Origin of the sequence: Propionicimonas sp., from assembly GCF_049840635.1 — a bacterium.
GTDB lineage: Bacteria > Actinomycetota > Actinomycetes > Propionibacteriales > Propionibacteriaceae > Propionicimonas.
On sequence record NZ_JASGKL010000005.1, the window covers coordinates 744005 to 765531 of the forward strand.

Annotated in this window: 12 protein-coding genes; 3 read left to right on the forward strand and 9 right to left on the reverse strand. The window is 70.7% G+C overall.

Annotation, left to right across the window (positions count from 1 at the left end; translation table 11 throughout):
* Window positions 1-152 precede the first annotated feature (152 nt).
* A complete protein-coding gene (locus QM779_RS09460; protein ID WP_428534529.1) occupies window positions 153-4076 on the forward strand; it encodes a Pls/PosA family non-ribosomal peptide synthetase in 3924 nt (1307 codons plus the stop codon).
* Window positions 4073-5374, forward strand: a complete 1302-nt coding sequence (locus tag QM779_RS09465; protein ID WP_428534531.1) for a M1 family metallopeptidase — start codon at window positions 4073-4075, stop codon at window positions 5372-5374. The genes QM779_RS09460 and QM779_RS09465 overlap by 4 nt, the downstream gene beginning before the upstream one ends.
* Here QM779_RS09465 and QM779_RS09470 read toward each other — a convergent pair.
* Window positions 5322-6536 (reverse strand): hypothetical protein, encoded by a 1215-nt coding sequence (locus QM779_RS09470; RefSeq protein WP_428534533.1) that lies wholly within the window; start codon window positions 6534-6536, stop codon window positions 5322-5324. The genes QM779_RS09465 and QM779_RS09470 overlap by 53 nt on opposite strands.
* 1018 nt (window positions 6537-7554) lie before the next feature.
* On the opposite strand from QM779_RS09470, the gene QM779_RS09475 reads away from it, so the two are divergent.
* Window positions 7555-11004 (forward strand): alpha-amylase family glycosyl hydrolase, encoded by a 3450-nt coding sequence (locus QM779_RS09475; protein ID WP_428534535.1) that lies wholly within the window; start codon window positions 7555-7557, stop codon window positions 11002-11004.
* A gap of 115 nt (window positions 11005-11119) precedes the next feature.
* Here QM779_RS09475 and QM779_RS09480 read toward each other — a convergent pair whose 3' ends face one another.
* The 8 genes from QM779_RS09480 to QM779_RS09515 all read right to left on the reverse strand — a co-directional run bounded on the left by QM779_RS09480 (window position 11120) and on the right by QM779_RS09515 (window position 21448).
* Window positions 11120-11836: a hypothetical protein gene (locus QM779_RS09480; protein WP_428534537.1), complete on the reverse strand. Its 717-nt coding sequence runs from the start codon at window positions 11834-11836 to the stop codon at window positions 11120-11122.
* A gap of 198 nt (window positions 11837-12034) precedes the next feature.
* A complete protein-coding gene (locus QM779_RS09485) occupies window positions 12035-14224 on the reverse strand; it encodes a glycoside hydrolase family 3 C-terminal domain-containing protein (protein ID WP_428534539.1) in 2190 nt (729 codons plus the stop codon).
* A 45-nt stretch (window positions 14225-14269) separates the two neighbouring features.
* Window positions 14270-15640, reverse strand: a complete 1371-nt coding sequence (locus tag QM779_RS09490) for a GH1 family beta-glucosidase (protein WP_428534541.1) — start codon at window positions 15638-15640, stop codon at window positions 14270-14272.
* Between the two features lie 88 nt (window positions 15641-15728).
* Window positions 15729-16541 (reverse strand): ABC transporter ATP-binding protein, encoded by an 813-nt coding sequence (locus QM779_RS09495; RefSeq protein ID WP_428534543.1) that lies wholly within the window; start codon window positions 16539-16541, stop codon window positions 15729-15731.
* Window positions 16538-17566: an ABC transporter ATP-binding protein gene (locus QM779_RS09500; protein WP_428534545.1), complete on the reverse strand. Its 1029-nt coding sequence runs from the start codon at window positions 17564-17566 to the stop codon at window positions 16538-16540. The genes QM779_RS09495 and QM779_RS09500 overlap by 4 nt, the downstream gene beginning before the upstream one ends.
* Complete coding sequence (locus tag QM779_RS09505; RefSeq protein WP_428534547.1) at window positions 17563-18600, reverse strand: ABC transporter permease; 1038 nt, start codon at window positions 18598-18600, stop codon at window positions 17563-17565. Before QM779_RS09505 ends, QM779_RS09500 begins: the two co-directional genes overlap by 4 nt.
* A 1-nt stretch (window position 18601) precedes the next feature.
* A complete protein-coding gene (locus QM779_RS09510) occupies window positions 18602-19609 on the reverse strand; it encodes an ABC transporter permease (protein ID WP_428534549.1) in 1008 nt (335 codons plus the stop codon).
* Window positions 19610-19633: 24 nt separating this feature from the next.
* A complete protein-coding gene (locus QM779_RS09515; protein ID WP_428534551.1) occupies window positions 19634-21448 on the reverse strand; it encodes an ABC transporter substrate-binding protein in 1815 nt (604 codons plus the stop codon).
* Between the last annotated feature and the right edge of the window lie 79 nt (window positions 21449-21527).

Sequence of the window (21527 nt, forward strand, 5' to 3'; positions counted from 1 at the left end):
TGCGCATTTGTGCACTCCTCTGAGGTTAGGTCACGATGCGGCCCCACGCAAGTGCGACCACGGGTCGACTGCGGGTCCCCGCGGACGTCGCGGCGTCCACGCCCGGCAAGACGGGCAGCGACGAGCGCCTCGGTTGGCCTAGCGTCGGAGTCGTGAACCTGGTCGACGGACACCTTCCGGCCACGTCCTCCATCATCGACCGCAGGGACGAGGCCGCTCCCGCCCGCACGCTGGTCGACATCCTCCGCGCCACCGCGGCACGCCATCCGGACTCGGCGGCCATCGAGGACCCGGCCGGCACCCTCACCTACGCCGAACTCCTCGCCGCCGTCGAGCAGCGGGCGGCCGCCCTCGTCGCGGCGGGCGTCCGGCGCGGCGACCGCGTCGGGGTGCGCCTGCCGTCGGGGACCAGAGAGCTGTACGCGGGGATCCTCTCCGTGCTCGCCGCCGGGGCCGCCTACGTCCCCGTCGACGCCGACGATCCCGCCGAGCGGGCAGAACTGGTCTTCGGCGAGGCGGACGTGGCCGGTGTGCTCGCCGTCGAGGGGTATGTCGCACGGACGGTTCGCGCCGGCGCCCCTCCCCCGGCGCCCGGCGGCCCCACGCCCGACGACGACGCGTGGATCATCTTCACCTCCGGCTCCACCGGCCTTCCGAAGGGCGTCGCCGTCAGCCACCGCTCGGCCGCGGCGTTCGTCGATGCCGAGGCCGACCTCTTTCTCGCCGGCGCGCCGCTGGGTCCAAGCGATCGCGTCCTGGCCGGCCTGTCGGTCGCGTTCGACGCGTCGTGTGAGGAAATGTGGCTGGCGTGGCGGAACGGCGCCTGCCTGGTCCCCGCGCCACGCGCCACCGTCCGCAGCGGCGCCGACCTCGGCGGCTGGCTGGTCCGGCACCGGATCACGGTCGTCTCCACGGTGCCCACCCTGGCCGGGCTGTGGCCGGTCGAGGCGCTCGAGCAGGTCCGGCTGCTGATCTTCGGCGGGGAGGCGTGCCCGCCCGAACTCGCCGCCCGCCTGGTCGCCGACGGCCGCGAGGTGTGGAACACCTACGGGCCCACCGAGGCCACCGTCGTCGCCACCGCCTCGCTCCTCGACGGCATCTCGCCCGTCCTGATCGGGCTGCCGCTGGCCGGCTGGTCGATCGCCGTGGTCGGCCCGGACGGCACCCCGGTCGCGCCGGGGACCGTCGGCGAACTGGTGATCGGCGGCGTCGGGCTGGCCCGCTACCTCGACCCGGCCAAGGACGCGGAGAAGTACGCGCCCCTGCCGTCGCTCGGCTGGGACCGCGCCTACCGCTCGGGCGACCTCGTCGCGCTCGAGCCGGACGGGCTCTCCTTCCACGGACGCGCCGACGACCAGGTCAAGGTCGGCGGGCGCCGGATCGAGCTCGGGGAGGTCGAGGCGGCGCTCACCGGCCTGCCCGGGGTGGACGCGGCGGCGGTCGCCGTCCGCCGCACCGAAGCCGGCGTCGCCGTCCTCGTCGGCTACGTGGTCACCTCCGACGGCTTCGACCGCAGGACGGCCCGTGCGAGCCTCGCCGAACGGATGCCCGCGGCCCTGATCCCCCTGCTCGCACCGGTCGACCACCTGCCCACCCGGACCTCGGGCAAGGTCGACCGCGACGCGCTGCCCTGGCCCCTGCCCGCGTTGACGGAGGAGATCACCGAGTCGCTCACGCTGTTCTCCGGCGACGAGGGGTGGCTGGCCAGGGAGTGGGTGGCCGTGCTGGGCACCCCCGTCCTCGACCGGCAGAGCGACTTCTTCGAACTCGGTGGCGGCTCGCTGACCGCCGCCCAACTGGTGTCCCGGATCCGGCAGCGTGCCCCGGAGTTCAGCGTTGCGGACGTCTACGACCACCCGCGGCTCGCCGCGATGGCCGCCGCGATCTCCGACACCGCCGTCGACACCCCGTGGCGGGAGTCGTTCAGCAGGGCGGGCGTCACCCCGCTGGTGACCCGCTGGGCGCAGACCGTGCTGAGCGTGCCCCTGTTCATCATCTCCGGTGCCCGCTGGCTCACCTACCTGCTGGCGGCGAGCTGGATCCTGCGGGCGGCCGACCCGCGCGGGTTCGCCTTCCTCCCCGCGGTGGGCGGCTGGGTCGTCCTCGTCGGGCTGCTGCTCTTCGCGGTCCCGTTCGGGCGGATGGCGATCTCCGCAGCCGTCGCTCGGCTGCTGCTGGCCGGCGTCCGTCCCGGCGACTACCGGCGCGGAGGGCGCACCCACCTGCGGCTGTGGCTGGCCGAGCAGGTGGCCCACCAGGTGGACCCGGTCGGGCTCGCCGGCGCGCCGTGGGTGACCTGGTACGCGCGGGCGCTCGGCGCCCGGATCGGCAGGGACGTGGACCTGCACACGCTGCCCCCGGTGACCGGCATGCTGCGGGTCGACGACGGCGCGGCGATCGAGCCCGAGGTCGACCTGGCCGGCTACTGGATCGACGGCGACACCGTCCGGATCGGCGCGATCCGGATCGGCGCGCGGGCCAGCGTCGGCGCCCGCAGCACGCTCGCGCCGGGCACCCGGATCGAGCCGGACGCCGAGGTGGCCCCCGGCTCGGCCGTGTTCGGACGCGTCCACACCGGCCAGCTGTGGGCGGGGTCCCCGGCCGCCCGCTCGGGAGAGCCCAGCGACGACTGGCCCACCGAACGGCCGCCGGCCCGGCGCCGCTGGCTGGCCGCCTACGCGCTCTCCTCGACCACCCTGGGCCTGCTGCCCGTCCTCGCCTACTCCCTCGGCGGCCTGGTCGTGGCGCTCGGTGCCCGCGGATCGGTCGGCGTGGCCGCTGCGGCCACCCGTGCCCTTCCCTGGCTGCCCCTGGGCGTGGTGGTCGCGGGGACGGTGATGATGGCGGCGATCGTCGTCCTCGTCCGGCTGCTGTCGATCGGCCTGGCGCCGGGCACGTACCCCGTCCGCAGTCGCGTCGGCTGGCAGGCCTGGACGACCGAGCGGCTCCTCGACCAGGCCCGCACCCAGCTGTTCCCCCTGTACGCGAGCCTGGCCACCCCGGTCTGGCTGCGGCTGCTCGGGGCGAGGATCGGACGCAACGTCGAGGCGTCCACGGTGGTGCTGATCCCCTCGCTCACCACCGTCGAGGACGGCGCCTTCCTCGCCGACGACACGATGGTCGCGTCCTACGACCTGCGCAACGGCTGGCTGCGGCTCGGCAGGGTGACGATCGGGCAGCGCGCCTTCCTCGGCAACTCCGGCACCGCCGGCGCGGGCCACGTCGTGCCCAGGGACGGGCTGGTCGCCGTGCTCTCGGTCGCGCCCGTGAAGGCCAAGCCCGGTTCGTCCTGGCTCGGTTCCCCTCCGGTGCGCCTGCGGCGCACGGTGGTGGGCGGCGACCTCGAACGCACCTACCGTCCGTCCCGCGGGCTGCAGTGGGCGCGCGGCGCGTGGGAGGCCTGCCGGCTGCTGGCCGTGGTCGCCACCTGCGTGATCGGCCTGGTCGTGCTGCTCACCCTCGCCCGCCTCGCGGAGACCGTCGGCGTGGGCTGGACCCTGATGCTCTCCGGGCCGGTGATGGTGCTCGCGGGGGTGGTCGCCGCCGCTCTCACCACGGCCGCCAAATGGGTTGTGGTGGGCCCCATCCGGGCGGGCGAGCAACCGCTGTGGTCGAGCTTCGTGTGGCGCACGGAGGTCGCCGACACGTTCACGGAGATGGTGGCCGGCCCCTGGTTCGCCAATCCCAACACCGGCACGCCTGCCCTGGCCGTGTGGCTGCGCAGCCTCGGGGCAAGGGTCGGCCGGGGCGTGTGGTGCGAGACCTACTGGCTGCCCGAACCGGACCTGGTCACGCTCGGCGACGGGGCGACGGTGAACCGGGGCTGCGTTGTGCAGACGCACCTCTTCCATGATCGAATCATGAGCATGGACGCGGTGGAGATCGAACGGGGCGGCACCCTCGGCCCGCACAGCATCGTGCTGCCGGGCGCGACGATCGGCGCCCACGCCACGATCGGTCCCGCGTCCCTGGTCATGCGCGGGGAGTCGGTGCCGACCGGCAGCCGGTGGAGCGGGAACCCGATCGGGCCTTGGCGCGCGGTGAAGGTGCGGACGTACCAGGCGGACGCCCGGTGAGCGTCGACCCCTACGCCCCCGAGAGCGGGGACGCGTCCTACCGCGTCCTGGAGTACCGGCTCTCGCTGCGCTACAAGGTGGCGACGAACCGGCTGGACGGCGAGGCGACGATCCTCGCGGAGGCCACCGCCCCGCTGGCCGGCGTCCACCTCGACCTCGTGGGGCTGACCGCGTCCCGGGTGCGGCTGGACGAGGAGAAGCGAACCCGCTTCCGGCAGGACAGCCGCCGGGTGACCGTCAAGCCGGCCACTCCTATCGAGGCGGGGCAGCGGTTCACGCTCGAGGTGCGCTACGCGGGCTCGCCCCAGCCGCGCGGCTCCCGCTGGGGACGACACGGCTGGGAGGAGCTGGAGGACGGCGTCCTCGTCGCCGCGCAGCCGGTGGGCGCGCCGACCTGGTTCCCGTGCAACGACCGGGTGGCCGACAAGGCGCGGTACCGGATCGAGCTGACGACGGAGGACGCCTACACCGTGGTCGCCCCGGGACGCCTCGCCGGCCGCACGACCGCGGGCGGCCGCACCACCTGGACCTATGTCGAGGACATCCCCACCTCGACCTACCTCGTCGAGGTCCACATCGGCCGGTACCGCACCGAGGCCATCCCCTTCCCCGCGCTGCCCGGCGCCGTCCACTACCCGCCTGCGCTGCGGGGCCCGTCGACGGCGACGGCCGGACGCGTCCCCGGGATGCTGGCGCTGTTCGAGCGCTGCTTCGGCCCCTACCCGCTGGACCGCTACGACATGGTGATCACCGCGGACCGGCTGGAGATCCCGTTGGAGGGCCAGGGCATGGCGGTGTTCGGCTCCAACTTCACCGACGGCCACTGGGAGTCCGAGCGGCTCGTCGCCCACGAGCTCGCCCACCAGTGGTTCGGCAACAGCGTCGGCCTGACGACCTGGCGCGACATCTGGCTGAACGAGGGGTTCGCCTGCTACGCCGAGTGGCTGTGGTCGCAGGAGTCCGGCGGCCCGTCCACCCACCACCAGGCGAAGAAGCACTGGGCGATCCTCGCCGACCTCCCGCAGGACCTCGTGCTGTCCGACCCGGGCCCCGACCTGATGTTCGACGACCGCGTCTACAAGCGTGGCGCCCTCACCCTGCACGCGCTGCGGCGGGTCGTCGGCGACGACGCGTTCTTCGCGATCCTGCGCGCGTGGAGTGCCGCCCGGCGACACGGAACCGGCACCACGGCCGACTTCATCGCCCTCGCCGAGGACGTCGCCGGCTGGCGCCTCGGCGCCCTGTTCACCGACTGGCTGGACCGGCCCCGGCTGCCGAAGCTGCCACACCGCTCCTGAGGGGGCGACCGGCTCGGCCCACCCGCCGCGGGACCGCCACGGAGCGCAGGAGCCTCCTGGCGAGGACCCGTGCGCCGGCGTTGCGCACCCGCAGGGCCGATTCGGCCGCCCCGAGGACGGCAGCGACCGCCACCTCGAGGGGAACGGAGTCCGGCAGGTCGGCCACCCGTGGGCCGGCCTCGACACCGGTCGAGGACGCGCCCCCGTACCAGGCCAGGTCGCCCCGCACGTGGACGCCGAGGCCGGCCAGGCGGCCGGCCACGTCCTGGTCGATGCCGCGTGCCCGCTCCGCTGCGCGCGGGCCGAGCCCCATCCTTGCCTCCGTCGCCGAAGGGCGGCGCGCCAGCAGGCGGGCCACGACGCCGCGTCCGACGACCTCCTGGTAGTCGGCCTGGGTGGCGCCGCGGTCACGCAGCTCGCGCGCCACCGCGGCCAGCAGCGCCACCTCCGCCGCGGTCAGTGAGCGGTTGCTGCGGTGGCCGCCCAGGTTCGTCGGCGGCTGCAGCAGCCCCGACGGGAGCCCGAGGAGCGCCTCGAGGGCCTGCGGCGTCTCCTCCGGTCGGGCGGGATCCGTGACGACGCAGGTGACCGCCCCTGCGCCGACGACGCGCGCCCAGCGGTCGACCAGGCCGAGGTGGTCGAGGTGGCGGAACCGGCTGCTCCCGGTGGCGATCCCGTCCATCGCTGCGCCCGCCCAGTCGTCGAGCGCGCCGGGGCGGCGTCCGGACTTCACGAGTTGCTGCCACTCCGACGGCAGCAGGGAACGCAGCGGACGCAGTCCGACGAGGACGTGCACCGGCCCACCGATCCGCTCGCACAGGGCAGTCGCCACGTCGTCGTCCAGCACAGCGAGCCGCTCGTAGGAGAGCCAGAGCCGGGCGTGCCGCGATGCCGCGCCGAGTTCACGGAGGAGCTCGGAGCCGTGCCGGGGCGGCGCGCCGGTGGCGTCCGTCCGCGCCCACCCCCAGGTGAGCCCGGTCAGGGCTGCGAGCCCCCAGCGATGGTTCAGGCCACGGCCGGGATAGACGACACCGTGGGCGGCGAGGAGTTCACGCCGGGCGGACGCCACGTGCTGGATGGCGGTCGTCCCGGTCTTGAACGGGCCGACCTGCAGCAGCCGGGTGCCCGGAGCGAGCGGCTCCACCGCTGCGGGTTCGGTCATGCCCGGCAAGGTAGTGCGTCGCGGTGGCCAGAAGGCGACGCCGACATGACGACGGGGTGACGGCCCGCCCGTCCACCAGAAGGTGGACGGTTTGTCGCGAGTTCGCCACACACCCGTCCACCTTGAGCAGGACCCCTGCGTGTCCACGACAAGGTGGACGGAAACGCGCGAGTTCGCCACACACCCGTCCACCTTGAACGGGACCCCCGCCCACGGCAAGGTGGACGGAAACCAGCGAGTTCACCGCAGAACCGTCCACTCTGAACGGGACCCCCGCCCACCACAAGGCGGACGGAAACCAGCGAGTTCAACGCACACCCGTCCACCTTGAGCAGGACCCCGGCCCGTCCACGACAAGGTGGACGGAAACCCGCGAGTTCGCCACACACCCGTCCACTCTGCGCGGGTCCCGTTCCGAGATCCCGGGTCAAGCCCGGGATGACAAGGCGGCGGCTGCCAGGAACGGTCCCTGAGGAGCCGCGGGGCGAGGAACGAGACCCGCGGCGTCACGAAGGGCCGCCGCCACACCAACGACGGCCACCACTCTCGCTCGAGAGGCACCGCTCGCGTCGAGACCCCTTGTCCAGATGCAGGCTCTCGACGCGAAGCGTGGCCCTCAACGCCGCGAGGCCACCGTCGACGGCCTCGCCGCCGTCTGGCCCGCCCACGACAAGGTGGACGCAAACGCGCGAGTTCACCGCAGAACCGTCCACCTTGTGCAGGACCCCCGCCCCGTCCATGACAAGGTGGACGCAAACGCGCGAGTTCACCACACAACCGTCCACCTTGTGCAGGACACCCGGCCCGCCCACGACAAGGTGGACGCAAACGCGCGACTTCGCCACACAACCGCCCACCTTGAACGGGACCCACCGCGGACCCGCGCCCGTCCGTCGGCGCTTTCGGGCTCCGCACAGCTACTGCCTTGGCCTAGGCAGCGTGGCGACCGGCGGTTAGTCTGCCCGCAGTTCACCCCTCAGCGGACCGCCACCGGTACCGGATGCGAAGGAGCATCTCCATGCGTCGTCCCCTGCTCAGCCTTCTCGTCGCCCTCACGCTCACGGTCGGCCTCTTCTCCGCCGGCAGCACACCGTCCGCCCGGGCCGACACGACCTCCGTGACGGTCGCCGGTTCGCTGCAGAGCGAGCTCGGCTGCCCGGCTGACTGGCAGGCCGACTGCGCGGCCACCCACCTCAGCCAGGTCGCCGGCACCTCCACCTGGCAGGCGACCTTCCACGTCCCTGCGGGCAGCTGGGAGTTCAAGATCGCCGTCAACGACAGCTGGGACGTCAACTACGGCGCCAACGGCGTGGCCGGCGGGGCGAACGTCCCCCTCAGCCTGGTCGCCGCAGCAGACATCGTCTTCAGCTTCGACGCCGACAGCCACCGGATCGGCGTCCAGCCCGCGAAGCTGAGTGGCGCGACCACCCCGGCCGACAAGGCGCTGGCCCGGAACTCGCTCCGCCAGCCGCTCACCGACGAGCGCTACTACTTCCTGATGGCCGACCGGTTCGCCAACGGCGACACCACCAACGACACCGGCGACCTGGTCGGCACCCGCCTGCAGACGGGCTTCGACCCCACCGACAAGGGCTTCTACCACGGCGGCGACCTCAAGGGCGTGATCAACAAACTCGACTACATCAAGGGCCTGGGCACCACAGCGATCTGGCTGACGCCCTCGTTCAAGAACAAGCCCGTGCAGGGCACTGCCGGCAACGAGAGCGCCGGCTACCACGGCTACTGGATCACCGACTTCACCACCATCGACCCGCACCTGGGCACGAACGACGACATGAAGAAGCTGATCAGGGCCGCCCACGCGAAGGGGATGAAGGTCTTCTTCGACATCATCACCAACCACACCGCCGACGTGATCGACTACTCCGAGAAGCAGTACACGTACATCCCGACCTCGGTGAAGCCGTACACGGACGCCGCCGGCAACGTCTTCGACCCGGCGGCGGTGGCGAACTCGTCCAGCTTCCCCACGCTCGACGTGAACACCTCGTTCCCCTACCACCCCGTCTTCGACACCCCGGCGGACGCGACGGCGAAGACCCCGGCGTGGCTGAACGACCCCACGCTGTACCACAACCGGGGCGACTCGACGTACGCCGGGGAGTCCACCGAGTGGGGCGACTTCGTCGGCCTCGACGACCTGTTCACCGAGAACCCGAAGGTCGTCGACGGCATGGTCGACGTCTACAAGGCGTGGGTCGACCTCGGCATCGACGGCTTCCGGATCGACACCGTCAAGCACGTCGACATCCCGTTCTGGCAGGAGTTCGTCCCCGCGATGCAGACGGAGGCGAAGCGGATCGGCAACCCCGACTTCTTCCTGTTCGGCGAGGTGTACGACGCGCGGCCGTCGTTCATGAGCACGTACACGACCACGGCGAAGCTGCCGGCGACGCTCGACTTCGGCTTCCAGGCGCAGGCCCAGGCGTTCGCGCTCGGCAAGGCCACGACCGGCCTGCGCGACCTGTACGCCGACGACGACTACTACACCGACGCGGACTCCAACGCCTACCAGCTGCCGACGTTCCTCGGGAACCACGACATGGGCCGGATCGGCTACCTGCTGAAGAATGGCGGGATCAGCGACGACGCGGACCTGATGAAGCGCGTCCAGCTGGCCGACACGCTGATGTACCTGACCCGCGGCCAGCCGATCACCTACTACGGCGACGAGCAGGGCTTCATCGGCGCCGGTGGCGACAAGGACGCCCGCGAGGACCTGTTCGCGACCAAGGTCGACCAGTACGCGACCGAGGACGTGCTCGGCGGTGCATCCGGCTCGAAGGACCGCTACGACACTTCCGCGCCGCTCTACCGGCTGATCCGCAAGCTGGCCGCGCTGCGCGAGGCCAACCCCGCGCTGGAGGACGGCGCGCAGGTGCACCGCTACGCCTCGGCCAAGGCGGGCATCTACGCGTTCAGCCGGGTCGACCGGAGGACCGGCGTCGAGTACGTGGTGGCGCTGAACAACGCCGCGACGGCGAAGACTGCGACGTTCGACACGTTCAACGCCCGGGCCCGGTTCTCCCCGGTCTACGGCACGTCCAAGGCGCTGTTCACCGACCGCGACTCCCGGATCACGGTCACCGTGCCCGCGCTGTCCGCGGTGGTCTACAAGGCGAACAGCAGGGTGGACGCGAGCTGGCGTCCGACCGCGGTGACGATGACGGCGCCCGCGCCGGGCGGGGTCGTCGGTGGCCGCGCCGAGATCTCCGCCGAACTGAACACCGACACGTTCGCGCAGGCGAGCTTCTGGTTCCGTCCGGTCGGGACCACGAAGTGGCAGCTGCTCGGCACCGACGACAACGCGCCCTACCGGGTGTTCCACGACGTGTCCGGCTACCCCACCGGGACCCTGTTGGAGTACCGGGTGGTCGTGAAGGACGCGGCGGGGCGGGTGTCGGCGGCCGCGTCCTACGGGGTGGTCGGCACGCCGGAGGCGTCGGGCGGGGACGACGGGGAGGTCGGTCCGGTGACCCAGCCGGACGCGGTGAGCGTCCCCGGCGACCTGAACTCCGAGATGGGCTGCGGCAGCGACTGGGACCCGGCGTGCGACCAGGCCCAGCTCACGCTGTCGCTGTCCGACCAGGTCTGGAAGGGCAGCTACACGCTGCCGGCCGGCTCGTACTCGTACAAGGCCGCGATCAACAGGACCTGGGACGAGAACTACGGGGCGAACGCGGTGAAGAACGGCTCGAACATCCCGCTGACGCTGGACGGTTCGACCGTCACCTTCTACTACGACCACCGCACCCACTACGTCACCTCGGACGCGGAGGGGCCGATCATCACCGCTCCCGGCAGCTGGAACTCCGAGCTCGGCTGCAGCGCGGACTGGGCGCCCGACTGCATGCGGCCGTGGCTGGAGGACCCCGACGGCGACGGGACGTACACCTGGGCGAGCAGCGAGCTGCCAGTGGGCAAGTACGAGTTCAAGGTCGCGCACGACCTGGCCTGGGACGAGTCGTACCCGGCGGGCAACCTCACGGTCGAGGTAACGAAGGCCGGCCTGGTCGTGCGGGTGAGCTACAACATCACCACGCACACGGTGTCGACGTCGGTGACCCGGCCGACCACGGAGCCGAGTCTCGACGATGTCCGCGGGGTGTGGCTGTCGCCCGACCTGATCGCGTGGCCGTCGGACGCGCTGACCGTCGATCCGTCGCGGCTCGACTTCCGCCTGGCGTGGGGTGCGACCGGCTCGCTGAGCGTGGACGCGGAGGACATCACCGGCGGCGACTCGGCGGTGCTGCACTACGACAAGGCCGGGCTGCCGGCGTCCGTGCTGACCGCGCACCCGGAGCTCACCGGCTACCTCGCGCTGCGGGTCGATCGCGACACGTCGCGGTTGCTGCCGGGGCTCGCGTCCGGTGACGTGGCCGTCGGCGCGTACTCCGGCGGCCGCCTCGTGGACGCCGGTCTGGTCGACACCACCGCCGTGAAGTAGGGCACGCGGGGACGGTTCCTTCGTGCCGGGTCCGAGGGGACGGTTCCTTCGTGCCCGGCACGATGGGACGGTTCCTGTCGTGCCGCCGCCGGCCACCCAGGCCACGTCCCGGTGATCAGCGGACGCGGGCGACCGGCTTCCACGCGAGGCTGATCACGAAGCCGGCCGGACCGGTGACCTCGGCCAGCCGGTACTCCGCCGACGTGCCCTCGATCCGCGCGGAGCCGGGACGGAAGCGCACCTGCGCAGGGTCCACGCGGAGGCCGAGGCCGGCGGCCTTCAGCACCGCCTCGACCTGCGTCCAGCGGCGCAGGGTCGCGTCCGGGGGGACGGAGAGCAGGCGCGCGAGGTCGGACGCACGGACGGGGTCGCTTCGGTCAGCCTCTGCGTCCACCCCGAGCCGGCTGGCGCGTCCCGCGCTGGCCACCGCCGCGACCACGAGCCCGTCCGCGTAGGCCACCGAGGCCAGAGCGGGCACCCCGCGCACGGCGACCGGCCCGTGGTCGCCGCCGCAGCGGACGCAGGGTGCGGTGTCCACGGACCAGGCCGAGGAGCCGGGGACGAGCTCGCGCAGCAGCGTCCCGACCAGCGCGCGGCCCGTCCGGAAGGCGCGGGCGCGGGCGGGAGCGAGAGCGGCCGCGCGACGCGCGTCCACGGCGCCCAGCGACACGTCCTCGCCCAGCTGGCCGCCGGGTGCCGCCCACCCGACCAGGACGCCGTCGGCCACGACCCGATGGGAGAACGGCTCCCCCGCTCGCGCGACGTCAGGGAACGCCCACAGCGACCGGACCACGACCTCGTCGACCAGCTTCCCGTCCGCCTCGTCAGCCACGGGTCAAGCGTGGGCCCCGAGCCCGCCCATCACAAGCACCGCCACGGCACGAACCGTCCCGAGCGATCCATCCGCGGCACGTTGGGAACCGTCCCCAGCGGTCCATCCGCGGCACGTTAGGAACCGTCCCCAGCGGTCCATCCGCGGCAAGGTCCGTCCCCTCGTGCCCGGCACGAAAGAACCGTCCCCTCGGACCGGTCAGGCGCGGGTGGCGTTCAAGCGGTCGAGGAGCGCCTCGAAGTCGGACTGGCGCTGGCCGCTGAAGCCGACGAGGGCAGCCAGCGGCATCGACTCCATCATCCGCATCAGGTCGGGGTCGCCGCTGAAGATGCCGCCGGCGAGGTTCGTGACGACCTCCGCGAACGCGGGGACGGCCATGCCCTCGGCCACCGTCGAGCTCAGCGTGAGCGGACGGAACGGCTCGTCACCCGCGACGGCCACCGTCCCCGATGCCCGCAGGTCGCGGCTGGAGGACCCCACCTCGAACGTGTACTCGCCACCCTCGACCACCCACGCGTGGTCGACCACGCTCCAGTACGCGAGCTCGGAAGAGGGCACGAACACCTCCACCGCAGCGGACGCCCCCGGCTCGAGCGTGACGGACGCGAAGCCCTTCAGCTCCCGCGGCACCCGCGTGACCTTCGACGCGCCTATCGACGCGTACACCTGCACGACCTCGCGGCCGGCGCGATCGCCGGTGTTGGCGACCGTCAGCGCGACGCGGACGCCCCCGTCCACCGCGGTCACCGACAGGTCGGAGTACGCGAAGCTCGTGTACGACAGCCCGTGGCCGAACGGGAACGCCACGTCGGTGCCGGACGCGTCGTACCCGCGGTAGCCGACGAACAGCCCCTCGCCGTAGCGGACGCCGGTGGCGTCGCCGGGGAAGTTGAGGTAGCTCGGGGCGTCCTGCAGCCGGTGCGGGATCGTCTCGGTGATCTTGCCGGACGGGTTGACCGCGCCGTACAGCACGTCCGCGATCGCCTGTCCGCCGCCCTGGCCGAGCAGCCAGCCCTCGACGACCGCCCGCACCCGGTCCGCGAACGGCAGCAGCACGGACGAGCCGTTGCTCAGCACCACGACCACGTTCGGGTTGACCGCGAGGATGTCGTCCAGCAGCGCCAGCTGTTCCGCCGGCAGGTCGGCGTTGTCCCGGTCGTAGCCCTCCGACTCGTGGTTCTCGCCCAGCCCGAGGAAGGCCAGCACCACGTCGGCGTCGCGGGCGACCGCGATCGCGTCCTCGAGCGCGGTCGCGGGCAGTTCCTGGCCCGCGGCCGTCGTGAACCCGGGGGCGAACGGGACGTCGTGGCCCACGACCTCGCGGATCGCGTCCAGCGCGTTGTCGAGCCGGGTCGGGTTCACCCGCGACGAACCGGCGCCCTGGTAGCGCGGCGTCCGGGCGAACTCGCCCACCACGGCCACCTTCACCTCCGGGGCCAGCGGCAGCACGCCGTCGTTGGACAGCAGCACGATGCACTCCCGCGCCACCCTCCGGGCGAGCTCGTGGTGGGCGTCCACGTCGAAGCCGTCCGGGGCTCCCTCCAGGCTGGCGGCCGCCCGCTTCACGATCGCCTCGACCCTGCCGAACGCCTGGTCGATCGCCGCCTCGTCGATGTCGCCGGACGCCAGCGCCGCCTGCACGCCCTCGGCGTGGGTCTGGTTCGCCGGCATCTCCAGGTCCAGGCCGGCCTTCAGTGCCCGGACGCGGTCCCAGACCGCCCCCCAGTCCGACACCACGACGCCCTCGAAGCCCCACTCGTCGCGGAGCACCTCGGTCAACAACCAGTGGTTCTCGGACGCGAACGTCCCGTTCACCTTGTTGTAGGAGCACATGATCGTCCACGGCTGGGCCGACAGCACGACCCGGCCGAACCCCCTCAGGTAGATCTCGCGCAGCGTCCGCTCATCGACCTGGGAGTCCCGGCGCATCCGGTCGGTCTCCTGGTTGTTCACGGCGAAGTGCTTCACCGACGTGCCGATGCCCTGGCTCTGGATGCCCTTCACCAGCGCGGACGCGAGCTCGCCGGCCACCAGCGGATCCTCGGAGAAGTACTCGAAGTTCCGCCCGCACAAGGGGGAACGCTTGATGTTCATGCCCGGACCGAGCAGGACGCCGACGCCGAGCGCTCGGCACTCCTCGCCCAGCGCCACACCGACCTCGGTGAGCGCGTCGGGGTTCCACGAGGAGGCGAGCCCGACCGCGGGCGGGAAGCAGGTCGCGGGCTCTGAGTCGTTGATCCCGACGTGGTCGCTCGACCCGGTCTGCTTGCGGACGCCGTGCGGACCGTCCGTCCACATCAGCTCGGGCACCCCGGCCTCCGGCACCGCCGGCGTGTGCCAGAAGTCCGACCCGCCGGTCAGGCGGATCCTGGCGTTGACATCGACCATCATTCGCTCCTCAGTGAGACGTTCTTGCAGAAGTTCAGGGACGGGTCAGGCGCCCGCCGCATCCTCGACGTGGCCGGTGCGGGCCACCCGCGCGAACCAGTGCGCGCTGGCTTTGGGGATCCGACGCAGTTCCTCGTCGACGCGGACCAGGCCGAACCGCTTGGCGTAGCCCATCGACCACTCGAAGTTGTCCATCAGCGACCACGCGAGGTAGCCGCGGACGTCGGCGCCGGCGTCCATCGCCTGGCGGACGGCGCGCAGGTGCGAGCGCAGGTAGTCGATCCGGTCGGTGTCGTCGACGAAGCCTTCGGCGTCGGCGTGGTCGTCCATCGCCGCGCCGTTCTCGGTCACGACCAGCGCCGCACCCGCAGGCCCGGTCCAGGTCTCGTGCAGCCGCACCAGCAGGTCGCGCAGCCCGTCCGGGTCGACCTCCCAGCCCATGTCGGTGACCGGCAGGTCGCGCAGCACCTGGACCGCGTCCGGGGCGCTGATGTGCGGCGTGGGGAGATCACTCGGCTCGCCCGCGCGGAACACGTTCGTGGAGTAGTAGTTCACGCCGACCACGTCGATCGGGGCACTGATGGACGCCAGGTCGCCGTCCCGGACGAGGTCGTCGGGCCAGTACTCGGCGAGGTCGTCGAGCACGTCCGCCGGGTAGTGCCCGGTCGTCACCGGCTCGATGAAGAAGCGGTTGTTCGTGCCGTCGACGCGGCGCGCGACGTCCACGTCGGCGGGCCGGTCGGACGCGGGGATCGCGGGCGTGAAGTTCAGCGTGATGCCCAGCGTCGCGGACGGGTCGGCCGCGCGCAGCGCCTCGATCGTCCACCCGTGCGCGAGCAGGAGGTGGTGGGCGGCCCGGATCGAGTCGGCGATGTCGGTCTCCCCCGGCGCGTGGATGCCCGCCCCGTAGCTGAGGAACGAGGAGCACCACGGCTCGTTGAGCGTCGTCCAGGTGCGGACGCGGTCGCCCAGCCGGGAGTGCAACGCCATCGCGTAGTCGACGAACCGGGCCGCCGTGCCCCGGTTCTTCCAGCCGCCGGGCAGCGCGGCCGGGAGGTCCCAGTGGTACAGGGTCAGCCACGGCGTGACGTCACGGGCGAGCAGTTCGTCGACCAGCCGGGAGTAGAAGTCCATCCCCTCTTCGAGCACCCGGTCACCGTCCAGCACCCGCGGCCAGCACACCGAGAACCGGTAGCTGTTCATGCCGAGGTCGCTGATCAGCTGCACGTCCTCGGCGTACCGGTGGTAGTGGTCGCAGGCGATGGTCCCGTCCTCGCCGCCGGCGATCGCGCCGGGAACCCGGCAGAACACGTCCCAGATCGAGTCCTGCTTGCCGCCCTCACCGATCGCCCCCTCGATCTGGTAGGCCGAGGTGGCCGAGCCCAGCAGGAAGCCCTCGGGGAAGTCGAAGCTCATCGGTGATCCTTCCGGCCAGCCCGCCGTCCGTCCTGCCGGGACCACGGGGAACGATGCTCCCGTGGCGCCGGCAGGACGGTGCGGGAGGTCAGTCCTTGCGGGCCTTCAGGCTGCCCTTGAGGTCAGGGACGTCGGACAGCAGCCGCTTGGTGTACTCGTTCTTCGGGTTGAAGATGACCGCGTCGGTGGTGCCGCGCTCGACGACGAGGCCGTGCTCCATCACGACGACCTCGTCGGCCAGGTAGCACGCCTGGCCGATATCGTGGGTGATGAACAGCACGGTCAGGCCCAGGTTCTCGCGCAGGTCCTGGAGCACGTTCAGCGCGCTCACACGCAGCGACGCGTCCAGCATGGACGTGGCCTCGTCGGCCAGCAGCACCTTCGGGTTCATCATCAGCGCACGGGCGATCATCACGCGCTGGCGCTGGCCGCCGGACAGCTGGTGCGGGTACTTGTTCACGCAGTCGGCCGGCTTCAACCCGACGTAGCCCAGGCAGGTCTCGATCAGCTGGTCGAGCGTCTCCTTCTCGAGCTTCTCCGCCCCCATGCCGCGACGCAGCGTGGCGCCGATGGTGAAGAACTGGTTGAAGGACGCGAACGGGTCCTGGAACACGGCCTGCACGTCGCGCCAGTAGGAGCGCAGCTCCCCACCGGAGATGTTCGTGACGTCCTTGCCCTGGTAGCTGATCGTGCCGGACGTGACCGGCATCAGCCGCAGCAGCATCCGCGCCAGCGTCGACTTGCCCGAGCCGGACTCGCCCACGACGGCGAGCACCTTTCCGGCGTGGAAGTCCACGCTGACGTCGTCGACGGCCGTGATGTGGCCGCCGGCGACCCGGAACTGCTTGGTCACGTGACTGGCCGAAAGGACCGGTCCCGCGAACTTCTGGGGCTCGCTCATGCCTGGTTCACCTCCACGGGGACGGTCTCGAACGCGTGCTCGTTGGCCCACCAGCACGCCACCTGGTGGTCGCGCTCGTAGAGGTCGACGGGGTCCTTGGTGCTGCACTCCGGCATCGCGAACTTGCAGCGGGGGTGGAACCGGCAGCCCGAGGGCGGGTTGGCAAGGTTGGGGGGTGAGCCGGGGATCCCCAGCACGTGCTTGGTGCGCGTCTCCTCCGTCGGGTCGAGCACCGAGGAGAGCAGTGCCGACGTGTAGGGGTGCCGCGCGTTGTGCACGAGCTCCTCGGTCGGCCCGGCCTCGACGATCTTGCCCGCGTACATGATGGCCAGCCGGTCGGTGACCATGCTCAGCACCGGCAGGTCGTGGGTGATGAAGATCACGCCGCGCATGATCTTCGCCTCGACCATCGCCAGCAGCATCTCGATCAGGGCCTTCTGGCTGGACACGTCCAGCGCAGAGGTCGGCTCGTCCGCGATCAGCAGGGCGGGGTTCAGCAGCGTGGAGATCACCGTCACCATGCGCTGCTTCATGCCGCCGGAGAGCTGGTGGGCGTAGGAGTCGAGCACCCGGGTGGGCATCTCCAGCATCTTCAGCCGGTCGCTCGCCCGGTCGAGCGCCTCGGCCTTGGTCGTGTTCTTGTTGTGGGCGCGCATCACGTCCACCACGAGGTCGCGGATCCGCAGCGTGGGGCTGATCGCGTTCATCGCGCCCTGCGGCAGCAGCGACACGGTCGCGCCCCGGTAGCCGCGGTGCCGCTGGTTGGCGGACTTCGACAGCGTGGACAGGTCGATCTCCTGGCCGTCGATCTCCATCTTGCCCGCCACCACGTACAGCGGCGGATTGGCGATCATGGCCAGCGTGCTGCCCAGCGTCGTCTTGCCGCAGCCGGACTCGCCCGCGAGGCCGAGGATCTTGCCCTCCGGCACCTCCACGGTGACGTTGTCGACGGCGGGGACGTCCTGGCCACTGTCGGCGGCGTACACCGAGGTGACGTTGGTCGCGCGCATCAGAATGTCGGTCACGCTGACACCTCCCGGGGCTGGTCGATCTGTTCGGCCAGCTTCCGTGCGGCCTCCTCGCGGCGCTTGGCTGCGGCCGCCAGGTTCTTCTTCTTGCCGCGACGCAGGCGCGGGTTGAACACCTCGTCCAGCGAGGACTGCAGGTACAGCAGGCCGAAGCTGATCAGGGTCAGCACGATCGTCGGGGGCAGGAACGCCCACCAGGCACCGGTCGCCACCGCCTGGAACGCGAGCGCCCAGTGCAGCTGCATGCCGAGGCTGTTCGTGCCGGACGGGCCGAGGCCGAGCATCGACAGGGTCGACTCGGCGAGGATCGCGCTGGCCAGCTGGAGCACCCAGGCCATCACGACGTAGCTGGCCAGGTAGGGCAGCACGTCGAAGACCAGGATGCCGGGGGTGCGGGCACCGGAGAGCTTGGCCACGTCGATGTGTTCTCGCGTGGCCACAGAACTCGCCTGGGCTCTGACGGCTCGGGCCGTCCAGGGCCACGACGTGAAGCCGATCACGAGCGCGAGGCCCACGATGCCCTTCAGGAAGGCGATGTCGGTGCTCTGCAGCGACATGGAGATGAGGATCAGGATCACGATGGACGGGATCGCCAGCACGATGTTGGTGAAGCCCATCAGGAGTTCCTCGAGCCACCCGCCGACGTAGCCGGCGAGGATGCCGATCGCGACGCCGATGACGGTGGCCAGCGTGCCGGCCAGCAGGCCGTTGATCAGGGAGTTCCTGGTGCTGGCCATCAGCACGGCGATCACGTCGTAGCCGAAGTTCTCGGTGCCGAGGAGGTGCTGGGCGCTCGGGGCGTCGTACAGCGAACCGACCTTCTCGTCCGGCCCGAACGGGTAGACGAGCGGACCGATGAAGGCCATCAGGGCGATCACGATGATGATGCCGGCCGAGACCCACAGTCGGGGACCGAAGTTCAGGCTGCGCCACGCGGGCTTCGGCTTGCCACCCTTCGGGGCGTCCGGCTCGACGGGGACCAGCGGGCCCTCCGCCTCGGCGGTGACGGCGTTGCTCTGGATGTTCGTCATGTCACTTCTCCCCGGACTTGGCGGCGCGGATCCGCGGGTCGATGAACCCGTAGAGGACCTCGACGAGGTAGTTGGCGACGAGCACGGCCACCGTGATGATCAGCGTCACGGCCTGCACGACCGGGTAGTCGTTGGAGGAGATCGCGTTGAACAGCAGTGTCCCCATGCCGGGGTAGCTGAACACCAGCTCGGTGATCAGCGCGCCGCCGACCATGGTGCCGATGCTCAGCGCCAGGCCGGTGATCTGGGGAAGCATGGCGTTCTTGAAGATGTAGCCGGTCATCTTGCTGTCGCCGATGCCCAGGCTGCGGGAGTAGTTGACGTAGTCCGAGCCGAGCTCGTAGATCGCCATCGAGCGCATGCCGACGGCCTGGCCGCCGATGTTGATCAACAGCAGGGACAGGAACGGCAGCCACCAGTACTGCAGGGCGTCGGAGAAGAACGCCCAACTCCACTCCGGGGAGTTGCCCAGCGAGTAGGCCCCGCCGGGAGGGAACCAGCCGAGCACCACGGCGAGGCCGTACAGCAGGATGATCGACAGGCAGTAGTAGGGCATCGAGTTGAACACCAGCGAGGTGGTGAACACCGACTTGTCCCAGGCGCCGCCCTTGTATGCAGCGACGGCGCCCAGGACGTTGCCGATGATCCAGCCCAGCAGGATGGCGGGGATCTGGAGCACCAGGGTGAACGGCAGCGATTGGCTGATCAGATCGGACACGGGCGTCGGGTAGAAGGAGAACGACTTGCCCAGGTTCCCGTGGAGGATGCTCGTCACGTAGGTGACGAACTGGTTCCACATGGGCTGGTCGAGCCCGAACTCCTTCATGAACTGCTCGTAGATCTGTTTCTGTGCCTCGGAACTCAGGCCGCCCTGGCCGAGTCCGGACACGATCACGTCGACCGGGTTACCCGGGATGAGCCGGGGTAGCAGGAAGTTCAACAACACTGCTACCACCAGCGCACCCAGGTACCAGACGGTCTTGTTGGCCAGATAGCGCCGAAGACCCATGGTGCTCCTACCTCGTCGTGTGTGTCAGCCGGCGATCTTCTGGATCTTGTACATCCAGGTGTTCCCGGCTCCACGGAACATGGGAGGAGCGTAGCTGTTGTTCTCGTCCGGCCAGTTGTAGAAGTTGGTCGCGTTGTATTCGTAGAACTCGTCAGGCCGGTACATGATCGGGCAGGCCGGCACCTCCTTGCGGTACAGCGCGTCCAGCTTGTCGTAGGCGGCCTTCTTCGCGGTGTCGTCCGTGGCCTGCGAGGCCTCGGTCAGCATCGCCTCGACCTCGGAGTTCTTCCAGCGGCCGTAGTTGGCGAAGGTGGTCTTGCCGACGGGCTGCACCTCGGACTGGCTCATGATGTCCTTGAACCGGGCCCACGGCGTGGCCGGGTTCACACCGGACACGTACCAGACGGCCAGGTCGAACGTGCCGCCCTGGATCTGCTGGGTGCAGTCGGCCTGCTGCGGGAAGTTGGTCGCGCAGTCGATGCCGATCGCCTTCAGGCTCTTGGCGATGATCTCGCAGGACGCGTTCCAGTCGGTCCAGCCGGTCGGGGTGATCACCTTCCACGGGCCCAGCCGGGTGCCGTCGAGGGTGTAGATGCCGTCGGAGCCCTTGGTGGCGCCGGCGTCGGTGAGCAGCTTCTCCGCCGCCGCCGCATCGTACTTCCAGCCGTTGGCCTCGGCGTCGGACTTGTTGAAGAACTTCTCCTCCGCACCGCTGGGCAGGATCAGGCTGGCCTGGACGGTGTCGGTGTAGCCGGACATGGCCGTGTCGGCGATGGACGCGTAGTCGATCGCGGTCGCGATGGCCTTGCGGACGGCCGGGTTGTCGAGGCCCTTCTTCGTCGTGTTCATCAGCAGCATCGGCATCGAACCCGGCACGAAGTACGGCTTGTCCTTCAGGTAGGTGCCGACCGGCTTGCCGCCCTCCCACATCTTCCAGATCTGGGAGACGAACTGCTGCATGATGTCCAGCTCGCCGGCCTGGAACTTGATGTTGCCGTCCTCGTTGGACTTGAAGATCGGGTGGATGATCTGGCTCATCACCGGGGAGCCACCGTAGAAGGTCTTGCCCCAGTAGTTGGCGTTGGCCGCGAGGACGACCTGGGTCTGGTCGGCCTTGTCGAGGGTGAAGGGGCCGGTACCGATCGGCTTGTCGATGACCTCGGTCGGCAGCTTGTCGTCAGCGATGCTGCCGAGCTGCGACGTCGGGAGGACGTAGGTCTCGGTGAGCATACGCAGGACGTTGGAGACGTTCTTGGTCTTCTGGTTGACCTTGATCACGACGGTCTTGTCGTCGGTGGCCTCCATCGAGTCGGCGAGCTGCCAGAACGACGCGACCGAGATGCCGGTGTTCTTCTTGCCCAGCTCGAAGGAGAACACGACGTCCTTGGCCGTACAGGTGGAGCCGTCGGAGAACGTGACGCCGTCCTGCATGGTCAGGGTGACGCTCTCGGTCCCGCTGACCTCGTACTTGGAGCAGAGGCCGGGCATGATCTCGCCGGTCAGGATGTTCCAGCGCAGCGGGCTCTCGTAGACGATCTGCATGACGTTGGCGGATGCCGGCCAGGCAGCGGTCGGGGACAGCGGGTTGAAGGTCGCCGGGGCGCCCCACTGGAAGCCGGCGATCAGCAGGGCGTCGGCGGTGGCGCCGGAGCGTCCCTTGCCGAACTGGCCGTTGTTGCCGATACCGGGCTTCGCCGCCGCGGAGGCGCTGCCGCCCGCGGTGCTGGTGCTGGTCGTGCCGCCGCCCGCACAGGCCGCGAGGGCCAGGCCGCCGGCGACGACGCCGCCGAGCTTGATGAAGGAGCGCCGCGACGGCTTCTCGAAGATGGACTCTGACATGTGATTTACCTCCATTGGTTCGGCCCGCCAGTGGGCCTCAATGAGTGGTTGGTTGGGTTGTCTTTACTGCAAGGACACT